Below are 20,088 nucleotides of genomic sequence, written 5' to 3' on the forward strand. Positions count from 1 at the left end.
ATACGGGGTAGTTGCCTGAAAAAGCAGTACCCCCTATTTGGCAGGGAGAAGCGTGCGTGTGTAGCGTTAACGGCGGGCGAGAAGAATACCGAGCACCAGACCGGCGGCGGCACCTACCCCAATACCCTGCCAGGGTTTTTCACGGACATAATCGTCTGCACGATAGACCGCTTTTTTAGCCCGATAATAGTAAGTGTCCGACGCCTGGCTGACGCGTGTTTTCACGTCGTGCAGTGCCTGTTCGGCACGCGCCTTCAGCTCAATGTACTTTTGATCGGCCGGATCGCCTGAAGAACGGAGGACCTCTTCCAGCGTTTCACTTAACAGCGTCAGATCGTCATCAACATGCGTTTCCGAAGATTGGAAGGACATAGTTTTCTCCTTGTGGTTGCATCAGTTCGCTAACTATAGACAATACCTGCCGATTCTGCCTGCTACGCTTGTTGTATCTCTTTCGCCATGCCGATATGCGGGATGCCATCTTCATCGTAGATGTCGGTCACCGGAAGAAAGCCAAAATGGGCATAAAATGCCTGCAAATGCGCCTGCGCACCCAGGTATAACGCCTTGTCAGGCCACTGTTTTTGGCAGGAACGCAGCGTCTGCTCCATCAGGGCGTATCCAAGCTTTTCGCCACGCGCCTGGCTGCTGACAATCACCCGGCCAATCACAACGGGGGAAAAATCGTCGTCGCTTTTCAGAATCCTCGCATACGCCACCAGCTGACTATCTTTCCAGCCGAGGATGTGCCGGTTTTCCCCCACCAGATCCTCGCCGTCGATGTCCTGGTAGGGACAGGTTTGTTCGACGACAAAGACGTCGCAGCGCAGCTGGAGTAACGCGTAAAGCGCGGGAACGGTCAGCTCGCTATGGTGCAGATCTTGCCACTGGATCATTGGGGTCTCCTTATCGTGTCGGTAGCCGTTATACTAATGACTTTTCGTCCCCGGCACAGAGGCTGAGTGCATTATGGAGCTGCTTTTTTTAGGAACATCCGCTGGCGTGCCCACCCGTACGCGCAACGTCACCTCAATTCTGCTGGATTTACAGCACCCGACCCGCGGCGGTTTGTGGATGTTTGACTGCGGCGAAGGCACGCAGCACCAGCTGCTGCGCACCACCAGCCATCCCGGCAAGCTGGATAAAATCTTCATTACCCACCTGCATGGCGATCACCTTTTTGGCCTGCCGGGCCTGCTGTGCAGCCGCTCGATGGCGGGCAACATCCACCCGCTGACCATTTACGGCCCGCCCGGCATTCGTGAGTTTGTTGAAACCAGCCTGCGGATCAGCGGCTCCTGGACCGATTACCCCCTAGAGATTGTCGAGATTAGCGCCGGGGTGGTGTTCAGCGATGACGCCTGGACCGTGACCGCAGCGGCGATGAATCACCCGGTAGAGTGTTACGGCTATCGCGTGGAGGAGCAGGATAAGCCCGGCGCTCTGGATGGCGCAGCGCTTGTTGCCGCCGGGGTTCCCTTCGGCCCGCTGTTCCAGCAGCTCAAGCGCGGGGAGCGCGTCACCCTGGACGATGGCCGGATAATCGATGGCGCAGACTATCTCTCCCCGCCCCGCCCCGGTAAGAAGCTGGCCATCTTCGGGGATACTGCCCCCTGCGAAAGCGCCCTCGCGCTGGCTCAGGGCGTCGATCTGCTGGTGCATGAGGCCACGCTTGAGGCGGCGATGGAGGAGAAAGCCAACAGCCGCGGCCACAGCTCAACGCGTCAGGCGGCCAGGCTTGCCTGCGATGCGCAGGTAAAAAGGCTGCTCGTCACCCACGTCAGCTCCCGCTATGACGCCGAAGGCTGCGCCATGCTGCTGGCCGAGTGCCGCGCCCTGTTTGCCAACAGCCAGCTGGCAGAAGATTTTGCTACGGTGCGCGTTTAACGCTCTATTTTTCCCCGACTCTGCCGATAACCCTACCATGCAGGTATTTTTCACTTAGGGGCAAAAATGGATAACTTCCAGAAAGACATTGATGACAGGGCAAATCTGACCCTGTCGAACCGTTTTGAGCTGCTGCTGTTTCGTCTCGGCACATCTTTGAATGAAAACAAATCTGAGCTGTTCGGCATCAACGTCTTTAAGCTTCGCGAGATTGTGCCCATGCCAGCCTTCACCAAACCGGCGGGGATGAAATCACCCCTGATGGGAATGGTCAATATTCGTGACCAGGTGATCCCGGTTATCGACCTCGCAGCCGTCGCAGGCTGCAAGCCGACGACGGGGCTGAATATTCTGCTGATCACCGAGTATGCCCGTAGCGTGCAGGCCTTTGCCGTGGAGTCGGTCGAAAACATTATGCGACTGGACTGGAAACAGGTGCACGCGGCAGAAACCGCCGTCAGCGGACGCTATATCACCAGCATTGCCTGCCTGGACGAAAAGACCGATACCAACGATCTGGCGATGGTACTGGACGTTGAGCAGATCCTGTATGACATCACCCCGGCCAACCACGACCTGCATGCTACCGACCTGAAGACCACCAAATTCAATATCAAGCCGGGTGCCGTGGCGATTGTGGCGGAAGACTCCAAAGTGGCGCGCTCGATGCTGGAGAAAGGGCTGCAGGCAATGCAGATCCCGGCGCTGATGCACATCACCGGCAAAGAGGCGTGGGAGAAGATTAACGTCCTGTCGGCCCAGGCCCAGGCGGAAGGCGTGCCGATCACCGATAAGATTGCGCTGGTGCTGACCGACCTTGAGATGCCGGAGATGGACGGCTTTACCCTGACGCGCAAGATCAAAACCGACGCCATCCTGAAGGACATTCCGGTAGTAATCCACTCTTCCCTTTCCGGCAATGCCAACGAAGATCATATCCGCAAGGTGAAAGCCGATGGCTATGTGGCGAAGTTTGAGCTGAACGAGCTGTCATCGGTGATTGAAGAGGTACTGGATCGGGCAACGAAGAAGATTGATGGGCCGTTGATTAGCCGTAAGCAGTTGGCCTGATTGGCGCTCTTTTGCCGGGTGGCGCTGCGCTTACCCGGCCTACAATACCCGTAGGCCCTGCAAGCGCAGCGCCGCTGGGCAATAAAAAAAACCCGCCGAAGCGGGTTTTTTGTTTTTACATCAGCGGCATCGCGTGCTGCACGATGGTGATCAGCGGCTGCGGATAGATACCGAAGATCAGTACCAGCAGGGCCGAGATCAGCACCACAATACCACCAGCGCTGTATTGCCAGTTGCCTGGCGCATCACGGTTGAGCTGCTGAGGCGCGCTCAGGTACAGGCTCACGGCAACGCGCAGGTAGTAGTAGAGACCAATCGCGGAGCCGATAACGACACCCGCCGTCAGCCACCACAGACCGGCCTGCACACCGACAGCCAGCACGTAGAACTTACCGATAAAGCCGAGCGTCATCGGGATACCCGCCAGCGACAGCATCATCACGGTCATGACCGCAGACAGGATCGGACGGTGCCAGAACAGACCACGGTAGGAGAACAGGGAATCTGCATCCGGGCCACGGTACGGGCTGGACATCAGGCTCACCACGCCGAACGCGCCGAGGCTGCTGAACAGGTAACCGGCCAGGTAGACACCCACGGTTTCCATCGACATGGAGCCGCTCTGCAGCGCAATCAGCGCTACCAGCAGATAGCCCAGGTGCGAGATGGAGGAGTAACCGAGCAGACGCTTGATGTTGGTCTGGCTCAGCGCCATCAGGTTACCGAAGATGATGGAGACGAAGGCAATAATACCCAGCACCACGCGCACCGCTTCGCTCTCGCCTACCGGTGCGTACAGGAACAGACGCATCACCACGCCGAAGATAGCGATTTTGCTCGCCGTCGCCAGGAAGGTGGATACCGGCGCCGGAGCACCCTGGTAAACGTCTGGCGTCCACAGATGGAACGGCACCAGAGAGAGTTTAAAGCCGAGGCCAACAATCATCATGCCCAGACCCGCCAGCAGCAGCGGCTCATGCAGCATGCCGTCGCCGAGGCTCTTGCCGAGCGCCATGAAGGAGAGGTTACCGGACTGAGCGTAGATCAGCGCAATACCAAACAGCAGGAAAGACGAAGCAGCAGCAGACAGGATCGTATACTTGATACTCGCTTCCAGAGAGCGCTTCTGACGGAAGGCATAACCAATCAGGCCGAACAGCGGCAGAGAGATCAGCTCAATGCCGAGGAACAGCGCCGCCAGATGGTTAGCATTCGCCAGCAGAATACCGCCGAGGGCAGCAATCAGAACCAGCAGGTAAAACTCTTCTCTGTTGTCGTTGTAGCCTTCCAGCCACGGGTAAGCAAAGGTACAGGTCGCCAGGCTGGCTAACAGCACCAGCCCGGTGTACAGCATGGCGAAGCCATCAACGCGCATCAGCGGAGTGACATCCATCGCACCCGCCTGGCCAACAAACCAGAGGGAGACTAACGCAGCGTTCAGACCCAGAACCGCCAGCGTGGCATTCAGGAAGTGATTGCGTCGCCACGCAATGGAGAGCATCACAACCACCACCGTCAATCCGACGATCAGCAGCGGTAGCAGCGCAATCAGTTGTTGTGGAGTTATTGTCATGGCGATTTACGGCCTTGTAGTAGAAGCAGAATTAACAAACCACTGCTGGATGTTACCCATCGCGGAGTGCGAGGTATCCAGAATCGGCTGCGGATAGAAGCCCAGCAGCACCAGCAGTACGACCAGCAGCAGGATGATGAACAGCTCGCGCAGCGACATCCCCGGCAGCTCTTTGGCAGCGATTTCGCTCTTCGCTTTACCGAAGTAGGCGCGGTGCAGCATCGCCAGCGAGTACACGGAAGCGAACACCAGACCAAAGGTGGAGATGACGGTAATCATCGGAACCACTTTGAAGCTGCCGAACAGGATCATGAATTCGCCAACGAAGTTACCGGTGCCCGGCATCCCCAGCGTAGCAACCGCGAAGAACATCGACATCGCTGGCAGCCATTTCATTTTGCCCCACAGACCACCCATCTGACGCATGTCACGGGTGTGCAGACGTTCATACAGCTGGCCACACAGGATGAAGAGACCGGCTGCGGACAGACCGTGGGCAATCATCTGGATCACCGCGCCCTGGTACGCCAGCTGGCTGCCGGTGTAGATCGCAATCAGCACGAAGCCCATGTGGGAAACGGAGGTGTAAGCAATCAGACGTTTGATGTCGTACTGCGTGAAGGCCATCCATGCACCGTAGAAGATACCGATCACACCCAGCCACATGGCAATTGGCGCGAACTCTGCGGAGGCATTCGGGAACAGCGGCAGTGCGAAACGCAGCAGACCGTAGGCCGCAGTTTTCAGCAGGATCCCCGCCAGGTCAACGGAACCCGCCGTTGGTGCCTGGGAGTGCGCATCCGGCAGCCAGCCGTGCAGTGGGACCACCGGCATTTTCACCGCAAAGGCAATGAAGAAGCCCAGCATCAGCAGGTATTCAACACCGTGGGACATCGGCGTCTTCAGCAGGTCCTGATAGTTGAAGGTCCAGACACCGGTCGCGTTGTAGTGCACGAATACCAGCGCCAGGATGGCAATCAACATCACCAGACCACTCGCCTGGGTGTAGATGAAGAACTTGGTTGCCGCCGTGATACGCGTTTTACCGTCGGACGCCTTATGGCCCCACAGCGCGATCAGGAAGTACATCGGCACCAGCATCATCTCCCAGAAGAAGAAGAATAGGAACATGTCGATGGCAAGGAACACGCCGATCACGCCGCCCAGGATCCACATCAGGTTCAGGTGGAAGAAGCCCTGGTATTTTTCGATTTCTCGCCAGGAGCACAGTACCGCCAGAACGCCGAGCAGACCGGTCAGCACCACCATCAGCAGCGACAGACCGTCAATCGCCAGGTGAATGGTAATACCGAAACGCGGGATCCACGGCAGAATGAATTCAGACTGCCACTGTGGGATCCCAGCGGACTGGGTCAGAGAGTAGCCGCCCTGCAACCAGAGTTGCAGGCCAAGCGCAAGCGTCAATCCCATGGTGATCAGCGCAATCCAGCGCGGCATCTTCACGCCAAAGCGTTCGGTCTGCCAGCACAGGAACCCACCGATAAAGGGAATTAATATTAGCCAGGGTAGTAACATGGCGATTTGCATTCCTTTTTAAGGCCCCCAGCAGGGGCCTGATTTTCAACGAATTCGAATAAAATTCACTTAACGACGATCAACGCAACACCATCAGCAGCGCCAGCACCACAACCGCACCGATGCTCATGGACGCCACGTACCAGCGCAGGTACCCGTTCTCGCTGAACAGCAGGCCTTTACCTGCAAAGCGGGAGAGGATCGCCGGGGTGTTCATCAGTGAGTTCAGCGGATCGCGTTTAATCAGCCACGCAATACCGAGGAAGGGTTTCACGAAGATCATGTCGTACAGCCAGTCGAAGCCCCACGCGTTGTACCACCATGTGCCCAGCAGACGGCCTGGCGCACTGTTGGCAACGGCAGTCACCAGCGTACGTTTGCCCAGCCACAGCCATGCAGCAATCAGGATGCCCGCAATCGCGACCACACCGGAGGTGATTTCAAGCGTCAGAACGCGACCGTGCTCAAGCTCGGTGGTGTCCGGCAGTACGCCCTGCAGCGGTGGCACAATCATCGCGCCAACGAAGGTGGAGAGTACCAGCAGCACAATCAGCGGCAGGTGGTGGGTGATCCCCTTCCCTGCGTGAGCGTGAATTTGTTCTTTACCGTGGAAGACGATGAAAATCATACGGAAGGTATACAGGGAGGTCATGAATGCACCGACCAGACCCGCAACCATCAGATTGATATGACCATTCGCCATGGCGCCCGCAAGGATTTCGTCCTTACTGAAGAAGCCAGCGGTGATCAGCGGCAGTGCCGCCAGCGCCGCGCCGCCGACCAGGAAGCAGACGTAAACCAGCGGAATGGATTTGCGCAGACCGCCCATCTTGAAGATGTTCTGCTCGTGATGGCAGGCGAGGATCACCGAACCGGACGAGAGGAACAGCAGCGCTTTAAAGAACGCGTGCGTCATCAGATGGAAAATCGCCGCGTCCCACGCCTGTACGCCCAGCGCCAGGAACATGTAGCCAATCTGGCTCATGGTGGAGTAAGCGAGAACGCGTTTGATGTCGGTTTGCACCAGTGCGGCAAAGCCTGCCAGCACCAGCGTCACCGCACCAACGATACCGACCAGGTGCAGGATTTCCGGAGTCATCAGGAACAGACCGTGGGTACGCGCAATCAGGTAAACACCGGCGGTCACCATGGTCGCGGCGTGGATCAGCGCGGAGACAGGGGTTGGACCCGCCATCGCGTCGGCAAGCCAGGTCTGCAACGGCAGCTGCGCGGATTTACCCACAGCACCACCCAGCAGCATCAGGGTTGCCCACCACAGCATGTTGTTGCCTGCTTCGAAGTGCGCCGGCGCCAGTTCCACCATTTCGCGGAAGTTCAGCGTGCCCAGTTCGTTGTAGAGAATGAACAGCGCGAAGGCGAGGAAGACGTCACCCACACGGGTCACGACGAACGCTTTCATGGCCGCTGCGCCATTCTTCGGATCGGTGTAGTAGAAACCGATCAGCAGGTAAGAACAGAGACCCACGCCTTCCCAGCCCAGATACATCAGCAGCAGGTTATCGGCCAGCACCAGAACCACCATGCTGGCGATAAACAGGTTGGTGTAGGCGAAGAAGCGGGAGTAACCCTCTTCACCGCGCAAATACCAGGAGGCGAACATGTGGATCAGGAAGCCCACACCGGTCACCACGGAGAGCATGGTCAGGGAAAGACCATCCAGCACCAGGTTGAAACCGATGTTGAAATCACCGACCGACATCCAGGTCCACAGCGGCACGCTGTAAGCCTGACGTCCGTTACTGAAGAAGTCGATACCCGCATACGCCGTAACCAGCGCAGCAAGACCGATAGAGCCCATGCCGACGGTGGCAGACAGATTCTCAGACCAGCGGCCGCGAGAAAACGCCAGCAGCAGGAAGCCGATCAGCGGAAAAATAATGGTTAAGGCAAGCATGTTCATCCACGCAACTCACTTACTGAATCGATGTTCAGGTTCTGGCGGCGACGGTGGAGCTGCAGTAACAGCGCCAGGCCAATACTCGCTTCGGCAGCCGCAAGGCTGATGGCGAGAATGTACATCACCTGACCATCGGTCTGGCCCCAGTAGCTACCGGCGACCACAAAGGCCAGCGCGGCAGCGTTGATCATGATCTCCAGGCCAATCAGCATAAAAAGCAGATTGCGGCGGATAACCAGACCGGTTAAGCCCAGCACGAATAAAATCGCTGCGAGGATCAGTCCGTGTTGTAAAGGGATCATGCGCGTTCCTCCGTTTTTCTTTTCGCGCTGTCGTCCTTGCGGTTGCTCAGCACCTCGCCGGCACGCTCTTCGCGACCGACGTGGAATGCCACGACCAGGCCTGCCAGCAGCAGCATCGAGGCCAGTTCAACCGCCAGTACGTATGGCCCAAACAGGGTGATACCCACCGCTTTGGCGCTGATTGGCGTACCGTCGATACCCTGATCGTTCACACCCAGAATGGCGTAAACGATCACCGCCAGCATGATGGCCGACAGAATCGCCGGACCAATCCACACCTGCGGCTTCAGCCACTGACGTTCCTGTTCGATTTCCGAGCCGCCCAGGTTCAGCATCATCACCACGAAGACGAACAGAACCATGATGGCCCCGGCGTAAACGATGATTTCAAGCGCACCCGCAAAGTGTGCGCCCAGCGCAAAGAACACCCCGGAAATAGCCAGCAGCGAAATGATTAAATAGAGCAGCGCATGCACCGGGTTGGTGTGCGTAATCACTCGCAGCGTAGCCAGGATGGCGATCAGGCCACAGATATAAAAAGCGAATTCCATTGCCCCTCTCCTTACGGTAACAGGCTCTTGACGTCGATAGGCTTGGCTTCGTTCTCTGCTTCGCCCTTATCTTTGCCGTCGATTGCCATACCCGCCATCCGGTAGAAGTTATATTCCGGGTATTTGCCCGGACCGGAAATCAGCAGATCCTCTTTTTCGTACACCAGGTCCTGACGCTTGTATTCGCCCAGCTCGAAGTCCGGGGTCAACTGAATCGCCGTGGTCGGGCACGCTTCTTCACACAGGCCGCAGAAGATGCAGCGTGAGAAGTTGATGCGGAAGAACTCCGGGTACCAGCGACCGTCTACCGTCTCGGCTTTTTGCAGAGAGATACAGCCTACCGGACAGGCTACCGCACACAGGTTACAGGCAACGCAGCGCTCCGAACCGTCCGGATCGCGCGTCAGCACGATACGGCCACGGTAGCGCGGCGGCAGATATACCGGCTCTTCCGGGTACATCCGGGTTTCGCGTTTGGCAAACGCGTGCAGGCCGATCATCCAGATACTGCGTACCTGGGTGCCGAAACCTACCAATAATTCTTTCAAGGTCATGATCTCAAAGCCCCTTATGGCTGCTGCCAGAGAATGACAGCCGCCGTTACCAACAAGTTGACGAGCGTCAGCGGCAGGCACACTTTCCAGCCGAAGGACATTACCTGGTCATAACGCGGACGCGGTAACGCTGCGCGAATCAAAATGAACATCATCATGAAGAACGCGGTTTTCAGCGCGAACCAGATGAACGGCGGTAAGAACGGGCCATGCCAGCCACCAAAGAACAGCGTTACCATCAACGCGGAAATGGTGACGATACCGATGTACTCGCCCACGAAGAACAGACCGAATTTCATACCGGAATATTCAATGTGGTAACCGTCGGCCAGTTCCTGTTCGGCTTCTGGCTGGTCAAACGGGTGACGGTGACACACCGCCACGCCCGCGATAGCAAAGGTAACAAAACCAAAGAACTGCGGGATCACGTTCCAGATATCGGCCTGGTTGTTGACGATGTCGGTCATGTTAAATGAACCGGCCTGCGCCACCACGCCCATCAGGGAAAGACCCAGGAACACTTCGTAGCTCAGGGTCTGCGCAGACGCACGCATCGCACCCAGCAGCGAGTATTTGTTGTTACTGGACCAGCCGGCGAACAGCACCGCGTAGACCGTGAGGCCTGCCATCATCAGGAAGAACAGGATCCCGATGTTCAGATCCGCCACAACCCAGGTCGGGCTGACCGGAACGATAGCAAACGCCAGCAGCAGCGAGGTAAAGGCGATCATCGGTGCCAGAGTAAAGATCACGCGATCCGAGAAGCGCGGGACCCAGTCCTCTTTAAAGAACATCTTGATCATGTCCGCGACCAGCTGGAGTGAACCACCCCAGCCCACGCGGTTCGGTCCGTAACGGTTCTGGAACAGACCGAGCAGACGACGTTCACCGAAGCTCATGAACGCGCCGCAGGTGACCACCACCAGCAGAATAACAACCGCTTTCAGGATGCTCAGCAGGATGTCGATAAGATCGGGCGTAAACCAACTCATGCTTTTGCCTCCTGCAGGTTATCAAGACGCGCACCCGCCAGTACCGGCGCGATGCCAGGCATACCCATCGGCAGACCCACCTGCCCTGCTGTCAGACCTTCAGAGATAATCAGCGGCAGGCTGATGGTCTGGCCTTCGTAGCTAAAGCTGATGTGCGCGCCTGCATTCACGCCAAGCTTCGCGGCATCCGCCGGGTTGAGCTTGATGTAAGGCTGCGGCATACGGGTCTGGAAGACCGGGGAACGCTGGGACATTTCGTCGCTACCGAACAGATGGTAGTACGGCGCAATACGCCAGTTGCCCTCTTCCGCCTGGAAGCTTGCCGGAACGGTGGAGAAGAACGCCAGACCGGTTTCGCTTGCTTCAATCAGACGCACGCCCGGATCGCCGTGACGCAGAGAACCGCCCACTTCGGCCTGGAACTTGTTCCATGCCTGCGGGGAGTTCCAGCCTGGCGCCCATGCAAACGGGATCTGCGAACGCGGTGCAGACGGCTGGTTGTTCCCTTCCATTGAGAAGGCGAACATGGTGTCTTTATCCTGCGGCTGACGCGGTTCGTGCACGCTGATGTTGGCACGCATTGCGGTACGACCGCTGTAGCGGTGCGGTTCACGGGCCAGTTTCTGGCCGCGAATGCGGAAGCTCGCTTCCGGTGCCGCATCTTTAATGCCTGCCAGCTGCGGCAGTTTTGCCACGGCAGCGTCGATCACGTGGTCGAGCTGGGTCCAGTCCACTTCACGGCTCAGCACGGTGCTGTGCAGGGAGTGCAGCCAGCGCCAGCTTTCCAGCATCACGATGCTGTTGTCGTAGTACGCCGGGTCATAAACCTGGAAGAAGCGCTGGGCACGGCCTTCGTTGTTCACAACGGTACCGTCGCTTTCTGCGAAGCTTGCCGCAGAGAGCACCAGATGCGCTTTGTCCATGATCGCCGTACGCTGATGGTCGATAACCATCACCAGCGGCGCTTTAGACAGGGCTGCGTCCACGCGGGCAGCGGAAGCATGACGATGGAGGTCGTTTTCCAGCACCACAACCGCGTCAGCGGAACCGGATTCCAGTTCGCTTAACGCTTCTTCCAGAGAGCCGCCGCCAATCATGCCCAGACCGATGCTGTTTACCGCACGGGCAATCATGGTCACGCCAACGTCAGCACCGCGACCTTTCAGCGCTTTAGCCACGTTGGCTGCCGCTTCAATGATCTCTGCGCTACCGGCGTTAGTACCGGAAATAATCAGGGGTTTCTTCGCACCGGCCAAAGCCTGCACGATCACGTCAACCTTGTTCTGCAGATCGCGATCCATGCCTTCAACGGCCGGGGCGCTGTTGTCCAGCGCGTGAGCGATAGCAAAACCGAGGCGCGCCTGATCTTCAACCGGGGCACGGTAGGTCCAGGCCGCGATGTCGTCCAGACGGGTGTTGTCGACGTTAGTCACAAACAGCGGATGCTTGGCGCGCTGACCGATGTTGAGGATCGCCGCGATCTGCCAGTCAGCCACTTTCTGGGCTGCGGCCATTTCACGCGCTTTCCCTTTCACCGCCTGACGAACCGCCAGGGCAGCGCGAGCGCCGGTCTGGGTTAAATCTTCACCCAATACCAGAACCGCATCATAAGATTCGATTTCGCGCAGCGCCGGAGTATGGACTCCGCCTTCGCGCAGCACTTTCAGCACCAGCTGCAGACGTTCCTGCTCGCCCTGAGCGATACCGGTGTAGAAGTTATCCGCACCCACCAGCTCACGCAGCGCGAAGTTGCTTTCGATGCTGGCGCGCGGGGAGCCGATACCGATCACTTTCTTCGACTGGCGCAGAATATCTGCTGCGCCCTGCATCGCCTGTTCAGCGTTCAGGGTGATGAAGTCGTCGCCGCGACGTTGAACCGGCTGACGCGGACGGTCTTTCAGGTTCACATAGCCATAGCCGAAACGACCGCGGTCGCAGAGGAAGTAGTGGTTAACGGTACCGTTGTAACGGTTTTCGATACGACGCAGTTCGCCATAGCGTTCACCCGGGCTGGTGTTACAGCCGAGGGAGCACTGCTGGCAGATGCTTGGCGCAAACTGCATGTCCCACTTACGGTTGTAACGCTCGGAGTGCGTTTTATCCGTGAAGACGCCGGTCGGGCAGATTTCAACCAGGTTACCGGAGAATTCGCTCTCCAGGGTGCCATCTTCCGGACGACCGAAGTAGACGTTGTCATGCGCGCCATACACGCCCAGATCTTCGCCGTCGGCGTAATCTTTGTAGTAACGCACGCAGCGGTAGCAGGCGATGCAGCGGTTCATTTCGTGAGAGATGAACGGCCCCAGATCCTGGTTACGGTGGGTACGTTTGGTGAAACGGTAACGACGGAAGCTGTGCCCGGTCATCACGGTCATATCCTGAAGGTGGCAGTTACCACCCTCTTCACAGACCGGACAATCGTGCGGGTGGTTGGTCATCAACCACTCAACCACGCTTTCGCGGAACTGTTTAGCTTCCGCGTCGTCGATAGAAATAAAGGTACCTTCGGTGGCTGGCGTCATACAGGACATCACCAGGCGACCACGCGTGTCTTCCGCGTTTTGATATTGCTTCACCGCACACTGGCGGCAAGCACCGACGCTCCCCAGCGCCGGATGCCAGCAAAAATACGGAATATCAAGGCCGAGGGACAGACAAGCTTCCAGCAGGTTGTCCGCGCCGTTGACCTCGTATTCTTTGCCGTCTACATGAATCGTAGCCATTAGCATGCTTCCAGTTGTCTCGGTCGAAACCGAGCGTTAATCAAAATTCTGTTTTTACCAGCGCGCTTTCAGCAGGTTCGGCTGAATACCATTGATTGAATGGGTATTGCTGAACGGCTGCTTGATGCCTGCTTCGAATTCTTCGCGGAAATATTTAATCGCGCTTTGCAGTGGCTCGACCGCACCTGGCGCATGCGCACAGAAGGTTTTACCTGGGCCCAGGAATCGACACAGTTGCTCAAGTGTCTCGATATCACCAGGCTGGCCTTCGCCACGCTCGATAGCACGCAGGATCTTCACGCTCCACGGGAGACCGTCACGGCACGGTGTACACCAGCCGCAGGACTCACGGGCGAAGAACTCTTCCAGGTTACGCACCAGCGGTACCATGCCGATCTCGTGGTCGACGGCCATCGCCAGCGCCGTACCCAGACGGCTGCCTGCTTTACCAATGCTTTCGAATTCCATTGGCAGATCGAGGTGGGCTTCGGTCAGGAAGTCAGTCCCTGCCCCACCCGGCTGCCAGGCTTTGAATTTCAGACCATCGCGCATGCCGCCGGCATAGTCTTCCAGAATTTCACGTGCGGTGGTGCCGAACGGCAGCTCCCAGACGCCCGGGTTCTTTACGCGACCGGAGAAGCCCATCAGCTTGGTACCGGCATCTTTGCTTGAAGAGATGCCCTGATACCACTCCACGCCGTTAGCGAGGATAGCCGGGACGTTACACAGGGTTTCGACGTTGTTTACGCAGGTCGGTTTACCCCACACGCCGGAGCTTGCCGGGAACGGTGGCTTGGAACGCGGGTTCGCACGGCGACCTTCAAGGGAGTTAATCAGCGCGGTCTCTTCACCGCAGATATAACGCCCTGCCCCGGTATGCACGAACAGTTCGAAGTCAAAACCGGTGCCGAGAATGTTTTTGCCAAGCAGGCCCGCTTCGGTGGCTTCGGCAATCGCGCGACGCAGGTTCTCTGCCGCTTCGATATACTCGCCGCGCAGGAAGATGTAGCCGCGGTAGGCTTTCAGCGCGAAGGCGGAGATCAGCATGCCTTCCACCAGCAGGTGCGGCAGCTGCTCCATCAGCAGGCGGTCTTTATAGGTGCCCGGCTCCATTTCATCGGCGTTACACAGCAGGTAACGGATGTTCATGGATTCGTCTTTCGGCATCAGGCTCCACTTCAGACCGGTGGAAAAGCCTGCGCCGCCGCGCCCTTTCAGGCCAGCGTCTTTTACCGCATTAACGATTTCATCCGGCGCCATACCGCTCAGGGCTTTACGCGCCCCGGCATAGCCGTTTTTGCTTTCGTATTCTTCAAGCCATACCGGCTGTTTGTCATCACGCAGACGCCAGGTCAGCGGATGAGTCTCAGCAGTACGAATTACAGTTTTCATTTGTACTGCTCCAGCAGGTCAGGAATGGCTTCCGGCGTCAGATAGCTGTGAGTGTCCTCATCAATCATCATGGTCGGCCCCTTGTCGCAGTTGCCCAGGCAGCAGGTTGGCAGCAGGGTAAAGCGCCCATCGAAGGTGGTCTGCCCTGGCTTGATATCGAGTTTTTTCTCGATAGCGGCCTGGATGCCCTGATAACCGGTGATGTGACAAACGACGCTGTCACAGTAGCGGATCACATGGCGGCCCACTGGCTGACGGAAGATCTGGCTGTAGAACGTCGCCACGCCTTCTACGTCACTTGCCGGGATACCCAGCACTTTTGCGATCTCATAGATCGCCCCATCCGGCACCCAACCACGCTGTTTCTGTACGATTTTCAGCGCTTCAATGGACGCCGCACGCGGGTCTTCGTAGTGGTGCATCTCGTGCTCAATAGCGGCACGCTCTGCTTCACTCAGCTCAAAAGCCTCGGTTTGTGGTTGTTGATTCTCGTGCATAATTAGCGGTCCACATCTGACATAACAAAATCGATACTACCCAGATACACAATCAGGTCGGAGACCAGACTGCCGCGAATGGCGGCCGGGATCTGCTGCAGGTGCGGGAAGCTTGGCGTACGTACACGGGTACGATAGCTCATGGTGCTGCCGTCGCTGGTCAGGTAGTAACTGTTGATACCCTTGGTCGCTTCGATCATCTGGAAGGATTCTTGCGCCGGCATGACCGGGCCCCAGGAAACCTGCAGGAAGTGCGTAATCAGGGTTTCGATATGCTGCAGCGTGCGCTCTTTCGGTGGCGGCGTGGTCAGCGGGTGATCCGCCTTGAACGGGCCTTCCGGCATGTTGTTGAGGCACTGCTCAAGGATGCGCAGGCTCTGGCGCAGCTCTTCCACTTTCAGCATCACGCGGGTATAGCAGTCGGAAACACCGCCGCCAACCGGGACCTCAAAGTCGAAGTTCTCATAGCCAGAGTAAGGACGGGCTTTACGCACGTCGAAATCAATACCGGTGGCACGCAGACCTGCACCTGTTGTACCCCACTCCAGCGCCTCTTTCGCGCCATAGGCCGCAACGCCCTTAGAACGACCAATCAGAATGGTGTTACGCAGTGCGGCTTTCTCGTAGGAGGCCAGACGTTTCGGCATCCAGTCGAGGAATTCACGCAGCAGACGGTCCCAGCCGCGCGGCAGATCGTGTGCCACACCGCCGATACGGAACCAGGCCGGGTGCATACGGAAACCGGTAATCGCTTCCACCAGATCGTAGATTTTCTGACGATCGGTAAAGGCGAAGAAGACCGGGGTCATCGCGCCGACGTCCTGAATGAACGTGGAGATGTACAGCAGGTGGCTGTTAATACGGAACAGTTCTGACAGCATAACGCGAATCACGTTAACGCGATCCGGCGTGGTGATACCTGCCAGTTTCTCAACGGCCAGCACGTATGGCATTTCGTTTACGCAGCCGCCGAGGTACTCGATACGGTCGGTATACGGAATGTAGCTGTGCCAGGACTGACGCTCGCCCATCTTCTCAGCACCACGGTGGTGGTAGCCGATGTCAGGTACGCAGTCGACAATCTCTTCGCCATCAAGCTGAAGAATAATACGGAATGCACCGTGCGCAGACGGGTGGTTTGGACCGAGGTTGAGGAACATGAAGTCCTCATTGTCGGTACCGCGTTTCATGCCCCAGTCTTCCGGCTTGAAGGTCAGCGCTTCCATCTCCAGATCCTGTTTGGCTTTGGTCAGCTCAAACGGGTCGAATTCGGTGGCGCGCGCCGGGTAGTCTTTACGCAGCGGGTGACCGGTCCAGGTTGGCGGCATCATGATGCGCGTCAGGTGCGGGTGACCGTCGAAAGTCATGCCAAACATTTCCCAGGTCTCACGCTCATACCAGTTGGCGTTCGGGAAAAGTTTAGTGATGGTCGGCAGATGCATGTCGTTTTCAGACAATGCCACCTTGAGCATGATATCCGTGTTGCGGTCTATTGAGATCAGGTGGTAGAAAACGGAAAAATCCGCAGCAGGGAGACCCTGGCGGTGAGTTCGCAGACGTTCGTCCATGCCGTGTAAGTCAAACAGCATGACGTAAGGTTTAGGCAGTTTCTTGAGGAAATCAACCACTTCCAGTAACTGCTCACGCTTCACCCAAACAACGGGTACCCCGGTGCGGGTGGCCTGAACAGTAAAGGCATCCGGCCCAAAACGGTTGCGCAGTTCGCCAATGACCGGGTCATCCAGATGATCCCGTGTTTGCCAGGCGGCGTCTTGCGCGGTTAAGTCGGTCATAGTGTTCACCATTGCAAAAGGTCCGTGGTGACTGTCGGGCGTGGCTTCGCGCTATTTGAATAGTGATATGCGAAGGTTATCTCCATGCCCACAGGCGCAAATTAAATTTCGTCTGGTGTACGCAGATTGGTCACTGCAATACGTTCGCCGCGTTTACGCTCGCGCTCGGACTGCATGTTAGCGCGGTAAACACCCTGGTCGCCCACAACCCAGGAGAGCGGACGGCGTTCTTTGCCAATCGACTCCTGCAACAGCATCAGAGCCTGCATGTAGGCTTCTGGACGCGGTGGACAGCCCGGGATGTAAACGTCCACCGGGATGAACTTATCTACACCTTGCACGACAGAATAAATGTCGTACATGCCGCCAGAGTTTGCACAAGCACCCATGGAGATAACCCATTTTGGCTCGAGCATCTGGTCGTACAGACGCTGAATGACCGGCGCCATTTTGGTAAAGCAGGTACCCGCCACCACCATCAGGTCAGCCTGACGCGGAGAGGCACGCAGTACTTCTGCACCAAAACGCGCAACGTCATGCACCGCAGTGAATGACGTCACCATTTCAACGTAGCAGCAAGAAAGGCCAAAGTTATATGGCCAGATGGAGTTCTTACGACCCCAGTTGACCATATCGTGCATGGCATTTTCGAGCTTGCCCATGTACACGCTTTTGTTGACTTCTTGCTCCAGGGGGTCGGTTACGATCTCCTGCTTTTGCAGGGGGTAACGGTCATTCTCACCGTTAGGATCTATGCGGGTGAGCGTATAATCCATCTTATTGCCTCGCTGTTACTGCTGACGATTAGAGATACTGTTTTCCGGGTTGATACGTTCACGGCGTGAACGTGCAGGTGTCCAGTCCAGCGCGCCAATACGCACCAGATAAACCAGACCGGCCAGTAACACTAAAATGAAAATTGCGGCCTCGACAAAGCCTACCCAGCCACTCTCGCGAATGGAGGTCGACCATGCGAACAGGTAAAGCGCTTCCACGTCAAAGATGACGAAGAACATGGCCACCAGATAGAACTTGGCGGACAGGCGTAAACGCGCGGTCCCTACCGAATCGATACCCGATTCAAATGGCGTGTTTTTGTGCCTTGCCCGGGCGCGACCGCCGAGGAACCAGCCGCCGACTAGCATCAGGCAGCACAGGCCAATGGCAACGATAAGAAAGATTGCGAATGCCCAGTGATGAGCGATGACTTCTGTGGATGTTGACATACTCATTGCTTACTCATCAAAAGTGATACCTGTAAACCCTGCTCTTTCTGGCAGATGGGCATCACATCGATTCATGGGGAGGAACAAATAACCGTACACTAACTGTCGAAAAATGAGACATAGACAGCAAAATGATGTGGTTTTTTACTCCTTTCTATAACCTTTTGTCAACTTTAACAAAAGTTTCTTCACATTAAATTACATCGTTCGAACTTCATTAACATTTAATGCCCTTTACCCTCAAAAACTGTGAGGCGCGTTCCTGCGTAGGGGTGTTGAATCGAGTCCGTAATGAACTAATACAAAGATTACCCGTCTATTTTGACAGGATTTGCCGCTGATTCCTCCCCCCAAAGAGGAGTATTTTCTTGATCTGTGACACGCTTTTGTTAATTCAATCAAAAAAACGGCAACATCTTTGCTGCTTTTTTAACATGCCCATTGACATTGGAAAGAAGCGCGTGAGCGGGGTAGACAGGGGAGGATTAATGACTATCAAGTTGATAAAGAAGAGGATTGTAAAACACCTAAGGTAAACTGCACCGATCCCAATGCAAAAAAAGAACCACTTTGCTGGTCATCAGCCTCCGTGGTTCTTTTTTACCGGGACGAATTTGTTATCAGATCATTAGAGATTCGTTTACTCGAAATCGCTCTCAATCACCAGGGAGTCATCCCCCCCTTCCGGAGTAACATTGTTGTACTGCCAGGGGTTGTCGTAGTTTTCCATCGCGTTAAAAATGGTCTGCGCCAGCTCATTGTTGCTGAGTGGGTTATGACACAGCATATACTCCGTATCCGGCAGGGCAGGCAAACCATCTGCTTTGCCTAGCACCCGTAAATCCGGGCTCATCATCTCAACCGGGCGTGCCGTCACGCCAAGCCCTGCTTTCACCGCTGCGCGAACCGCAGGCAGCGTGGAGGCCACATAGGCGAGTCGCCATGGCACGTTGGCGGCGTTAAGCGTGGCCAGCACGATGTCGCGGAACGGGCTGGGATCGTCCAGCAGCACCAGCGGAACCGGCTCGCCGCGCTGCAGAGAAAATTCTGCGGCGCAGTACCAGTGCGTTGGCGATGTACGCAGCGTCAGGCTCTCAAACAGGCCGGTGCGGTGGGTTGTAACCACCAGATCGACCTCCTGCTCCTGCAGCATATCGACCATAAAGGCATTGCGTTTTACCCTGACGTCCAGCGCAAGCTTCGGATAAACCGAACTAATCCGATTAAGCAGGAACGGCAGAATGGTATCGGCCGATTCATCAGACGCGCCTAAGGTTAAGACTCCCTGCAGGTTACTAAACATTAATGATGTACATGCTTCATCATTGAAGCGCAGGATTTTTCTGGCGTAACCCAGCAGCTGAATACCGTGTTCCGTTAACAGCTTATTGCGACCATGACGGGCAAAAAGCTCTTTACCCACCAGCTGCTCCAGTCGTTGCATTTGTTGACTGACCGCGGACTGGGTACGGCAAACTGCGGCCGCGGCAGCAGCAAAGGTGTTCAGATCGGCGACCGCCACAAAGGTTCTCAGCAGATCGAGGTCGAGATTCAGTATCGGACGATTTGCATTAATCATATCTTTTCACTTACAGGTTGCTCGTACGGAGCTGCCCCGGGTTTAAGCTGTGTGCGTAAAAGTAATACAGTTCCTTCTGAACAAAATCCTCTGACGTCCCGGTCTGGCAGTGTGCCTGCATAATGTAATTGTGCTGGGTATATCAGTGGTCAGAAACAACTTATCTGACGATATTTTTATTCTCAAAAGCGATCGAGATATATAGATGATTGTCGGATGATGTAAATTCCATTAAAGAAGATGCATTTCCAGCGTCAACTTTATCGCAGTACAGGTTAAGCAGCAATGGTGTCACTTAACTTCTCAAGGCAGAGATAATTCTAACAATAACAATAAACTATTAAAGGTCCAGGCATCAAGACCTCTGGTGGCCTGTTATCTTTTATCGCCAAACCCGGTGACATCTTACCCTAAAACCTTTTTATTTATAAGCCTTATCGTGTTTCCAGGCATTTAACCTGATTGATAACTCGCTAAACTAATTTTATTTATAT

General features: G+C 56.2%; 18 protein-coding genes. 2 read left to right on the forward strand and 16 right to left on the reverse strand.

Features of this window, described 5'->3' with window-relative positions:
• Positions 1–66: 66 nt before the first annotated feature.
• Both elaB and ACP4QI_RS15245 read right to left on the reverse strand, forming a co-directional pair.
• Positions 67–372: a stress response protein ElaB gene (gene elaB, locus ACP4QI_RS15240; RefSeq protein WP_142486542.1), complete on the reverse strand. Its 306-nt coding sequence runs from the start codon at positions 370–372 to the stop codon at positions 67–69.
• 62 nt (positions 373–434) lie between these two features.
• Entirely contained in the window at positions 435–896 is a 462-nt protein-coding gene (locus ACP4QI_RS15245; protein ID WP_142486543.1) for a GNAT family N-acetyltransferase, read from the reverse strand.
• A gap of 73 nt (positions 897–969) precedes the next feature.
• Here ACP4QI_RS15245 and rnz point away from each other — a divergent pair, with 73 nt between their 5' ends.
• Positions 970–1,887 carry a ribonuclease Z gene (gene rnz / locus ACP4QI_RS15250; RefSeq protein ID WP_285111419.1) on the forward strand — a complete coding sequence of 306 codons (918 nt, stop codon included), beginning with the start codon at positions 970–972 and terminating at the stop codon, positions 1,885–1,887.
• Positions 1,888–1,953: 66 nt separating this feature from the next.
• Positions 1,954–2,958, forward strand: coding sequence for a chemotaxis protein (locus tag ACP4QI_RS15255; protein ID WP_156264287.1), 1,005 nt, complete (start codon positions 1,954–1,956; stop codon positions 2,956–2,958).
• A 115-nt stretch (positions 2,959–3,073) separates the two neighbouring features.
• Here the strand turns inward: ACP4QI_RS15255 and nuoN are convergent, their stop codons facing one another.
• From nuoN to lrhA, 14 genes are all read right to left on the reverse strand, one after another.
• Entirely contained in the window at positions 3,074–4,531 is a 1,458-nt protein-coding gene (gene nuoN / locus ACP4QI_RS15260) for an NADH-quinone oxidoreductase subunit NuoN (RefSeq protein ID WP_106996019.1), read from the reverse strand.
• A gap of 6 nt (positions 4,532–4,537) precedes the next feature.
• Positions 4,538–6,067: an NADH-quinone oxidoreductase subunit M gene (nuoM, locus tag ACP4QI_RS15265; protein WP_032612768.1), complete on the reverse strand. Its 1,530-nt coding sequence runs from the start codon at positions 6,065–6,067 to the stop codon at positions 4,538–4,540.
• 79 nt (positions 6,068–6,146) lie between these two features.
• Entirely contained in the window at positions 6,147–7,988 is a 1,842-nt protein-coding gene (gene nuoL / locus ACP4QI_RS15270; RefSeq protein WP_426495210.1) for an NADH-quinone oxidoreductase subunit L, read from the reverse strand.
• The gene (gene nuoK / locus ACP4QI_RS15275; protein WP_032612773.1) at positions 7,985–8,287 is read right to left on the reverse strand and encodes an NADH-quinone oxidoreductase subunit NuoK; all 303 of its coding nucleotides are present in this window, start codon (positions 8,285–8,287) and stop codon (positions 7,985–7,987) included. Before nuoK ends, nuoL begins: the two co-directional genes overlap by 4 nt.
• The gene (nuoJ, locus tag ACP4QI_RS15280; protein WP_106996022.1) at positions 8,284–8,838 is read right to left on the reverse strand and encodes an NADH-quinone oxidoreductase subunit J; all 555 of its coding nucleotides are present in this window, start codon (positions 8,836–8,838) and stop codon (positions 8,284–8,286) included. Before nuoJ ends, nuoK begins: the two co-directional genes overlap by 4 nt.
• 11 nt (positions 8,839–8,849) lie before the next feature.
• Complete coding sequence (gene nuoI, locus ACP4QI_RS15285) at positions 8,850–9,392, reverse strand: NADH-quinone oxidoreductase subunit NuoI (RefSeq protein WP_003861491.1); 543 nt, start codon at positions 9,390–9,392, stop codon at positions 8,850–8,852.
• Positions 9,393–9,406: 14 nt separating this feature from the next.
• The gene (gene nuoH / locus ACP4QI_RS15290; protein WP_426495209.1) at positions 9,407–10,384 is read right to left on the reverse strand and encodes an NADH-quinone oxidoreductase subunit NuoH; all 978 of its coding nucleotides are present in this window, start codon (positions 10,382–10,384) and stop codon (positions 9,407–9,409) included.
• On the reverse strand, positions 10,381–13,107 hold the full coding sequence (gene nuoG, locus ACP4QI_RS15295; RefSeq protein ID WP_426495208.1) for an NADH-quinone oxidoreductase subunit NuoG: 2,727 nt from the start codon (positions 13,105–13,107) through the stop codon (positions 10,381–10,383). The genes nuoH and nuoG overlap by 4 nt, the downstream gene beginning before the upstream one ends.
• A 54-nt stretch (positions 13,108–13,161) precedes the next feature.
• The gene (gene nuoF / locus ACP4QI_RS15300) at positions 13,162–14,499 is read right to left on the reverse strand and encodes an NADH-quinone oxidoreductase subunit NuoF (protein WP_142486549.1); all 1,338 of its coding nucleotides are present in this window, start codon (positions 14,497–14,499) and stop codon (positions 13,162–13,164) included.
• Entirely contained in the window at positions 14,496–14,996 is a 501-nt protein-coding gene (nuoE, locus tag ACP4QI_RS15305; RefSeq protein WP_142486550.1) for an NADH-quinone oxidoreductase subunit NuoE, read from the reverse strand. The genes nuoF and nuoE overlap by 4 nt, the downstream gene beginning before the upstream one ends.
• A 2-nt stretch (positions 14,997–14,998) precedes the next feature.
• Entirely contained in the window at positions 14,999–16,801 is a 1,803-nt protein-coding gene (gene nuoC, locus ACP4QI_RS15310; RefSeq protein WP_142486551.1) for an NADH-quinone oxidoreductase subunit C/D, read from the reverse strand.
• 89 nt (positions 16,802–16,890) lie between these two features.
• A complete protein-coding gene (gene nuoB, locus ACP4QI_RS15315) occupies positions 16,891–17,565 on the reverse strand; it encodes an NADH-quinone oxidoreductase subunit NuoB (protein ID WP_032612787.1) in 675 nt (224 codons plus the stop codon).
• A gap of 15 nt (positions 17,566–17,580) precedes the next feature.
• Complete coding sequence (gene nuoA / locus ACP4QI_RS15320) at positions 17,581–18,021, reverse strand: NADH-quinone oxidoreductase subunit NuoA (protein WP_032612789.1); 441 nt, start codon at positions 18,019–18,021, stop codon at positions 17,581–17,583.
• Between the two features lie 634 nt (positions 18,022–18,655).
• Positions 18,656–19,594, reverse strand: coding sequence for a transcriptional regulator LrhA (gene lrhA, locus ACP4QI_RS15325; RefSeq protein ID WP_142486552.1), 939 nt, complete (start codon positions 19,592–19,594; stop codon positions 18,656–18,658).
• Positions 19,595–20,088: the final 494 nt, after the last annotated feature.

Origin of the sequence: Leclercia sp. TB492 (assembly GCF_049974505.2) — a bacterium.
GTDB lineage: Bacteria > Pseudomonadota > Gammaproteobacteria > Enterobacterales > Enterobacteriaceae > Enterobacter > Enterobacter adecarboxylatus_C.

What these genes read in the sequence shown, in the direction of transcription:
- elaB (WP_142486542.1), bottom strand. Translation starts at nt 372, where the DNA reads ATGTCCTTCCAATCTTCGGAAACGCATGTTGATGACGATCTGACGCTG.
- ACP4QI_RS15245 (WP_142486543.1), bottom strand. Translation starts at nt 896, where the DNA reads ATGATCCAGTGGCAAGATCTGCACCATAGCGAGCTGACCGTTCCCGCG.
- rnz (WP_285111419.1), top strand. Translation starts at nt 970, where the DNA reads ATGGAGCTGCTTTTTTTAGGAACATCCGCTGGCGTGCCCACCCGTACG.
- ACP4QI_RS15255 (WP_156264287.1), top strand. Translation starts at nt 1,954, where the DNA reads ATGGATAACTTCCAGAAAGACATTGATGACAGGGCAAATCTGACCCTG.
- nuoN (WP_106996019.1), bottom strand. Translation starts at nt 4,531, where the DNA reads ATGACAATAACTCCACAACAACTGATTGCGCTGCTACCGCTGCTGATC.
- nuoM (WP_032612768.1), bottom strand. Translation starts at nt 6,067, where the DNA reads ATGTTACTACCCTGGCTAATATTAATTCCCTTTATCGGTGGGTTCCTG.
- nuoL (WP_426495210.1), bottom strand. Translation starts at nt 7,988, where the DNA reads ATGAACATGCTTGCCTTAACCATTATTTTTCCGCTGATCGGCTTCCTG.
- nuoK (WP_032612773.1), bottom strand. Translation starts at nt 8,287, where the DNA reads ATGATCCCTTTACAACACGGACTGATCCTCGCAGCGATTTTATTCGTG.
- nuoJ (WP_106996022.1), bottom strand. Translation starts at nt 8,838, where the DNA reads ATGGAATTCGCTTTTTATATCTGTGGCCTGATCGCCATCCTGGCTACG.
- nuoI (WP_003861491.1), bottom strand. Translation starts at nt 9,392, where the DNA reads ATGACCTTGAAAGAATTATTGGTAGGTTTCGGCACCCAGGTACGCAGT.
- nuoH (WP_426495209.1), bottom strand. Translation starts at nt 10,384, where the DNA reads ATGAGTTGGTTTACGCCCGATCTTATCGACATCCTGCTGAGCATCCTG.
- nuoG (WP_426495208.1), bottom strand. Translation starts at nt 13,107, where the DNA reads ATGGCTACGATTCATGTAGACGGCAAAGAATACGAGGTCAACGGCGCG.
- nuoF (WP_142486549.1), bottom strand. Translation starts at nt 14,499, where the DNA reads ATGAAAACTGTAATTCGTACTGCTGAGACTCATCCGCTGACCTGGCGT.
- nuoE (WP_142486550.1), bottom strand. Translation starts at nt 14,996, where the DNA reads ATGCACGAGAATCAACAACCACAAACCGAGGCTTTTGAGCTGAGTGAA.
- nuoC (WP_142486551.1), bottom strand. Translation starts at nt 16,801, where the DNA reads ATGGTGAACACTATGACCGACTTAACCGCGCAAGACGCCGCCTGGCAA.
- nuoB (WP_032612787.1), bottom strand. Translation starts at nt 17,565, where the DNA reads ATGGATTATACGCTCACCCGCATAGATCCTAACGGTGAGAATGACCGT.
- nuoA (WP_032612789.1), bottom strand. Translation starts at nt 18,021, where the DNA reads ATGAGTATGTCAACATCCACAGAAGTCATCGCTCATCACTGGGCATTC.
- lrhA (WP_142486552.1), bottom strand. Translation starts at nt 19,594, where the DNA reads ATGATTAATGCAAATCGTCCGATACTGAATCTCGACCTCGATCTGCTG.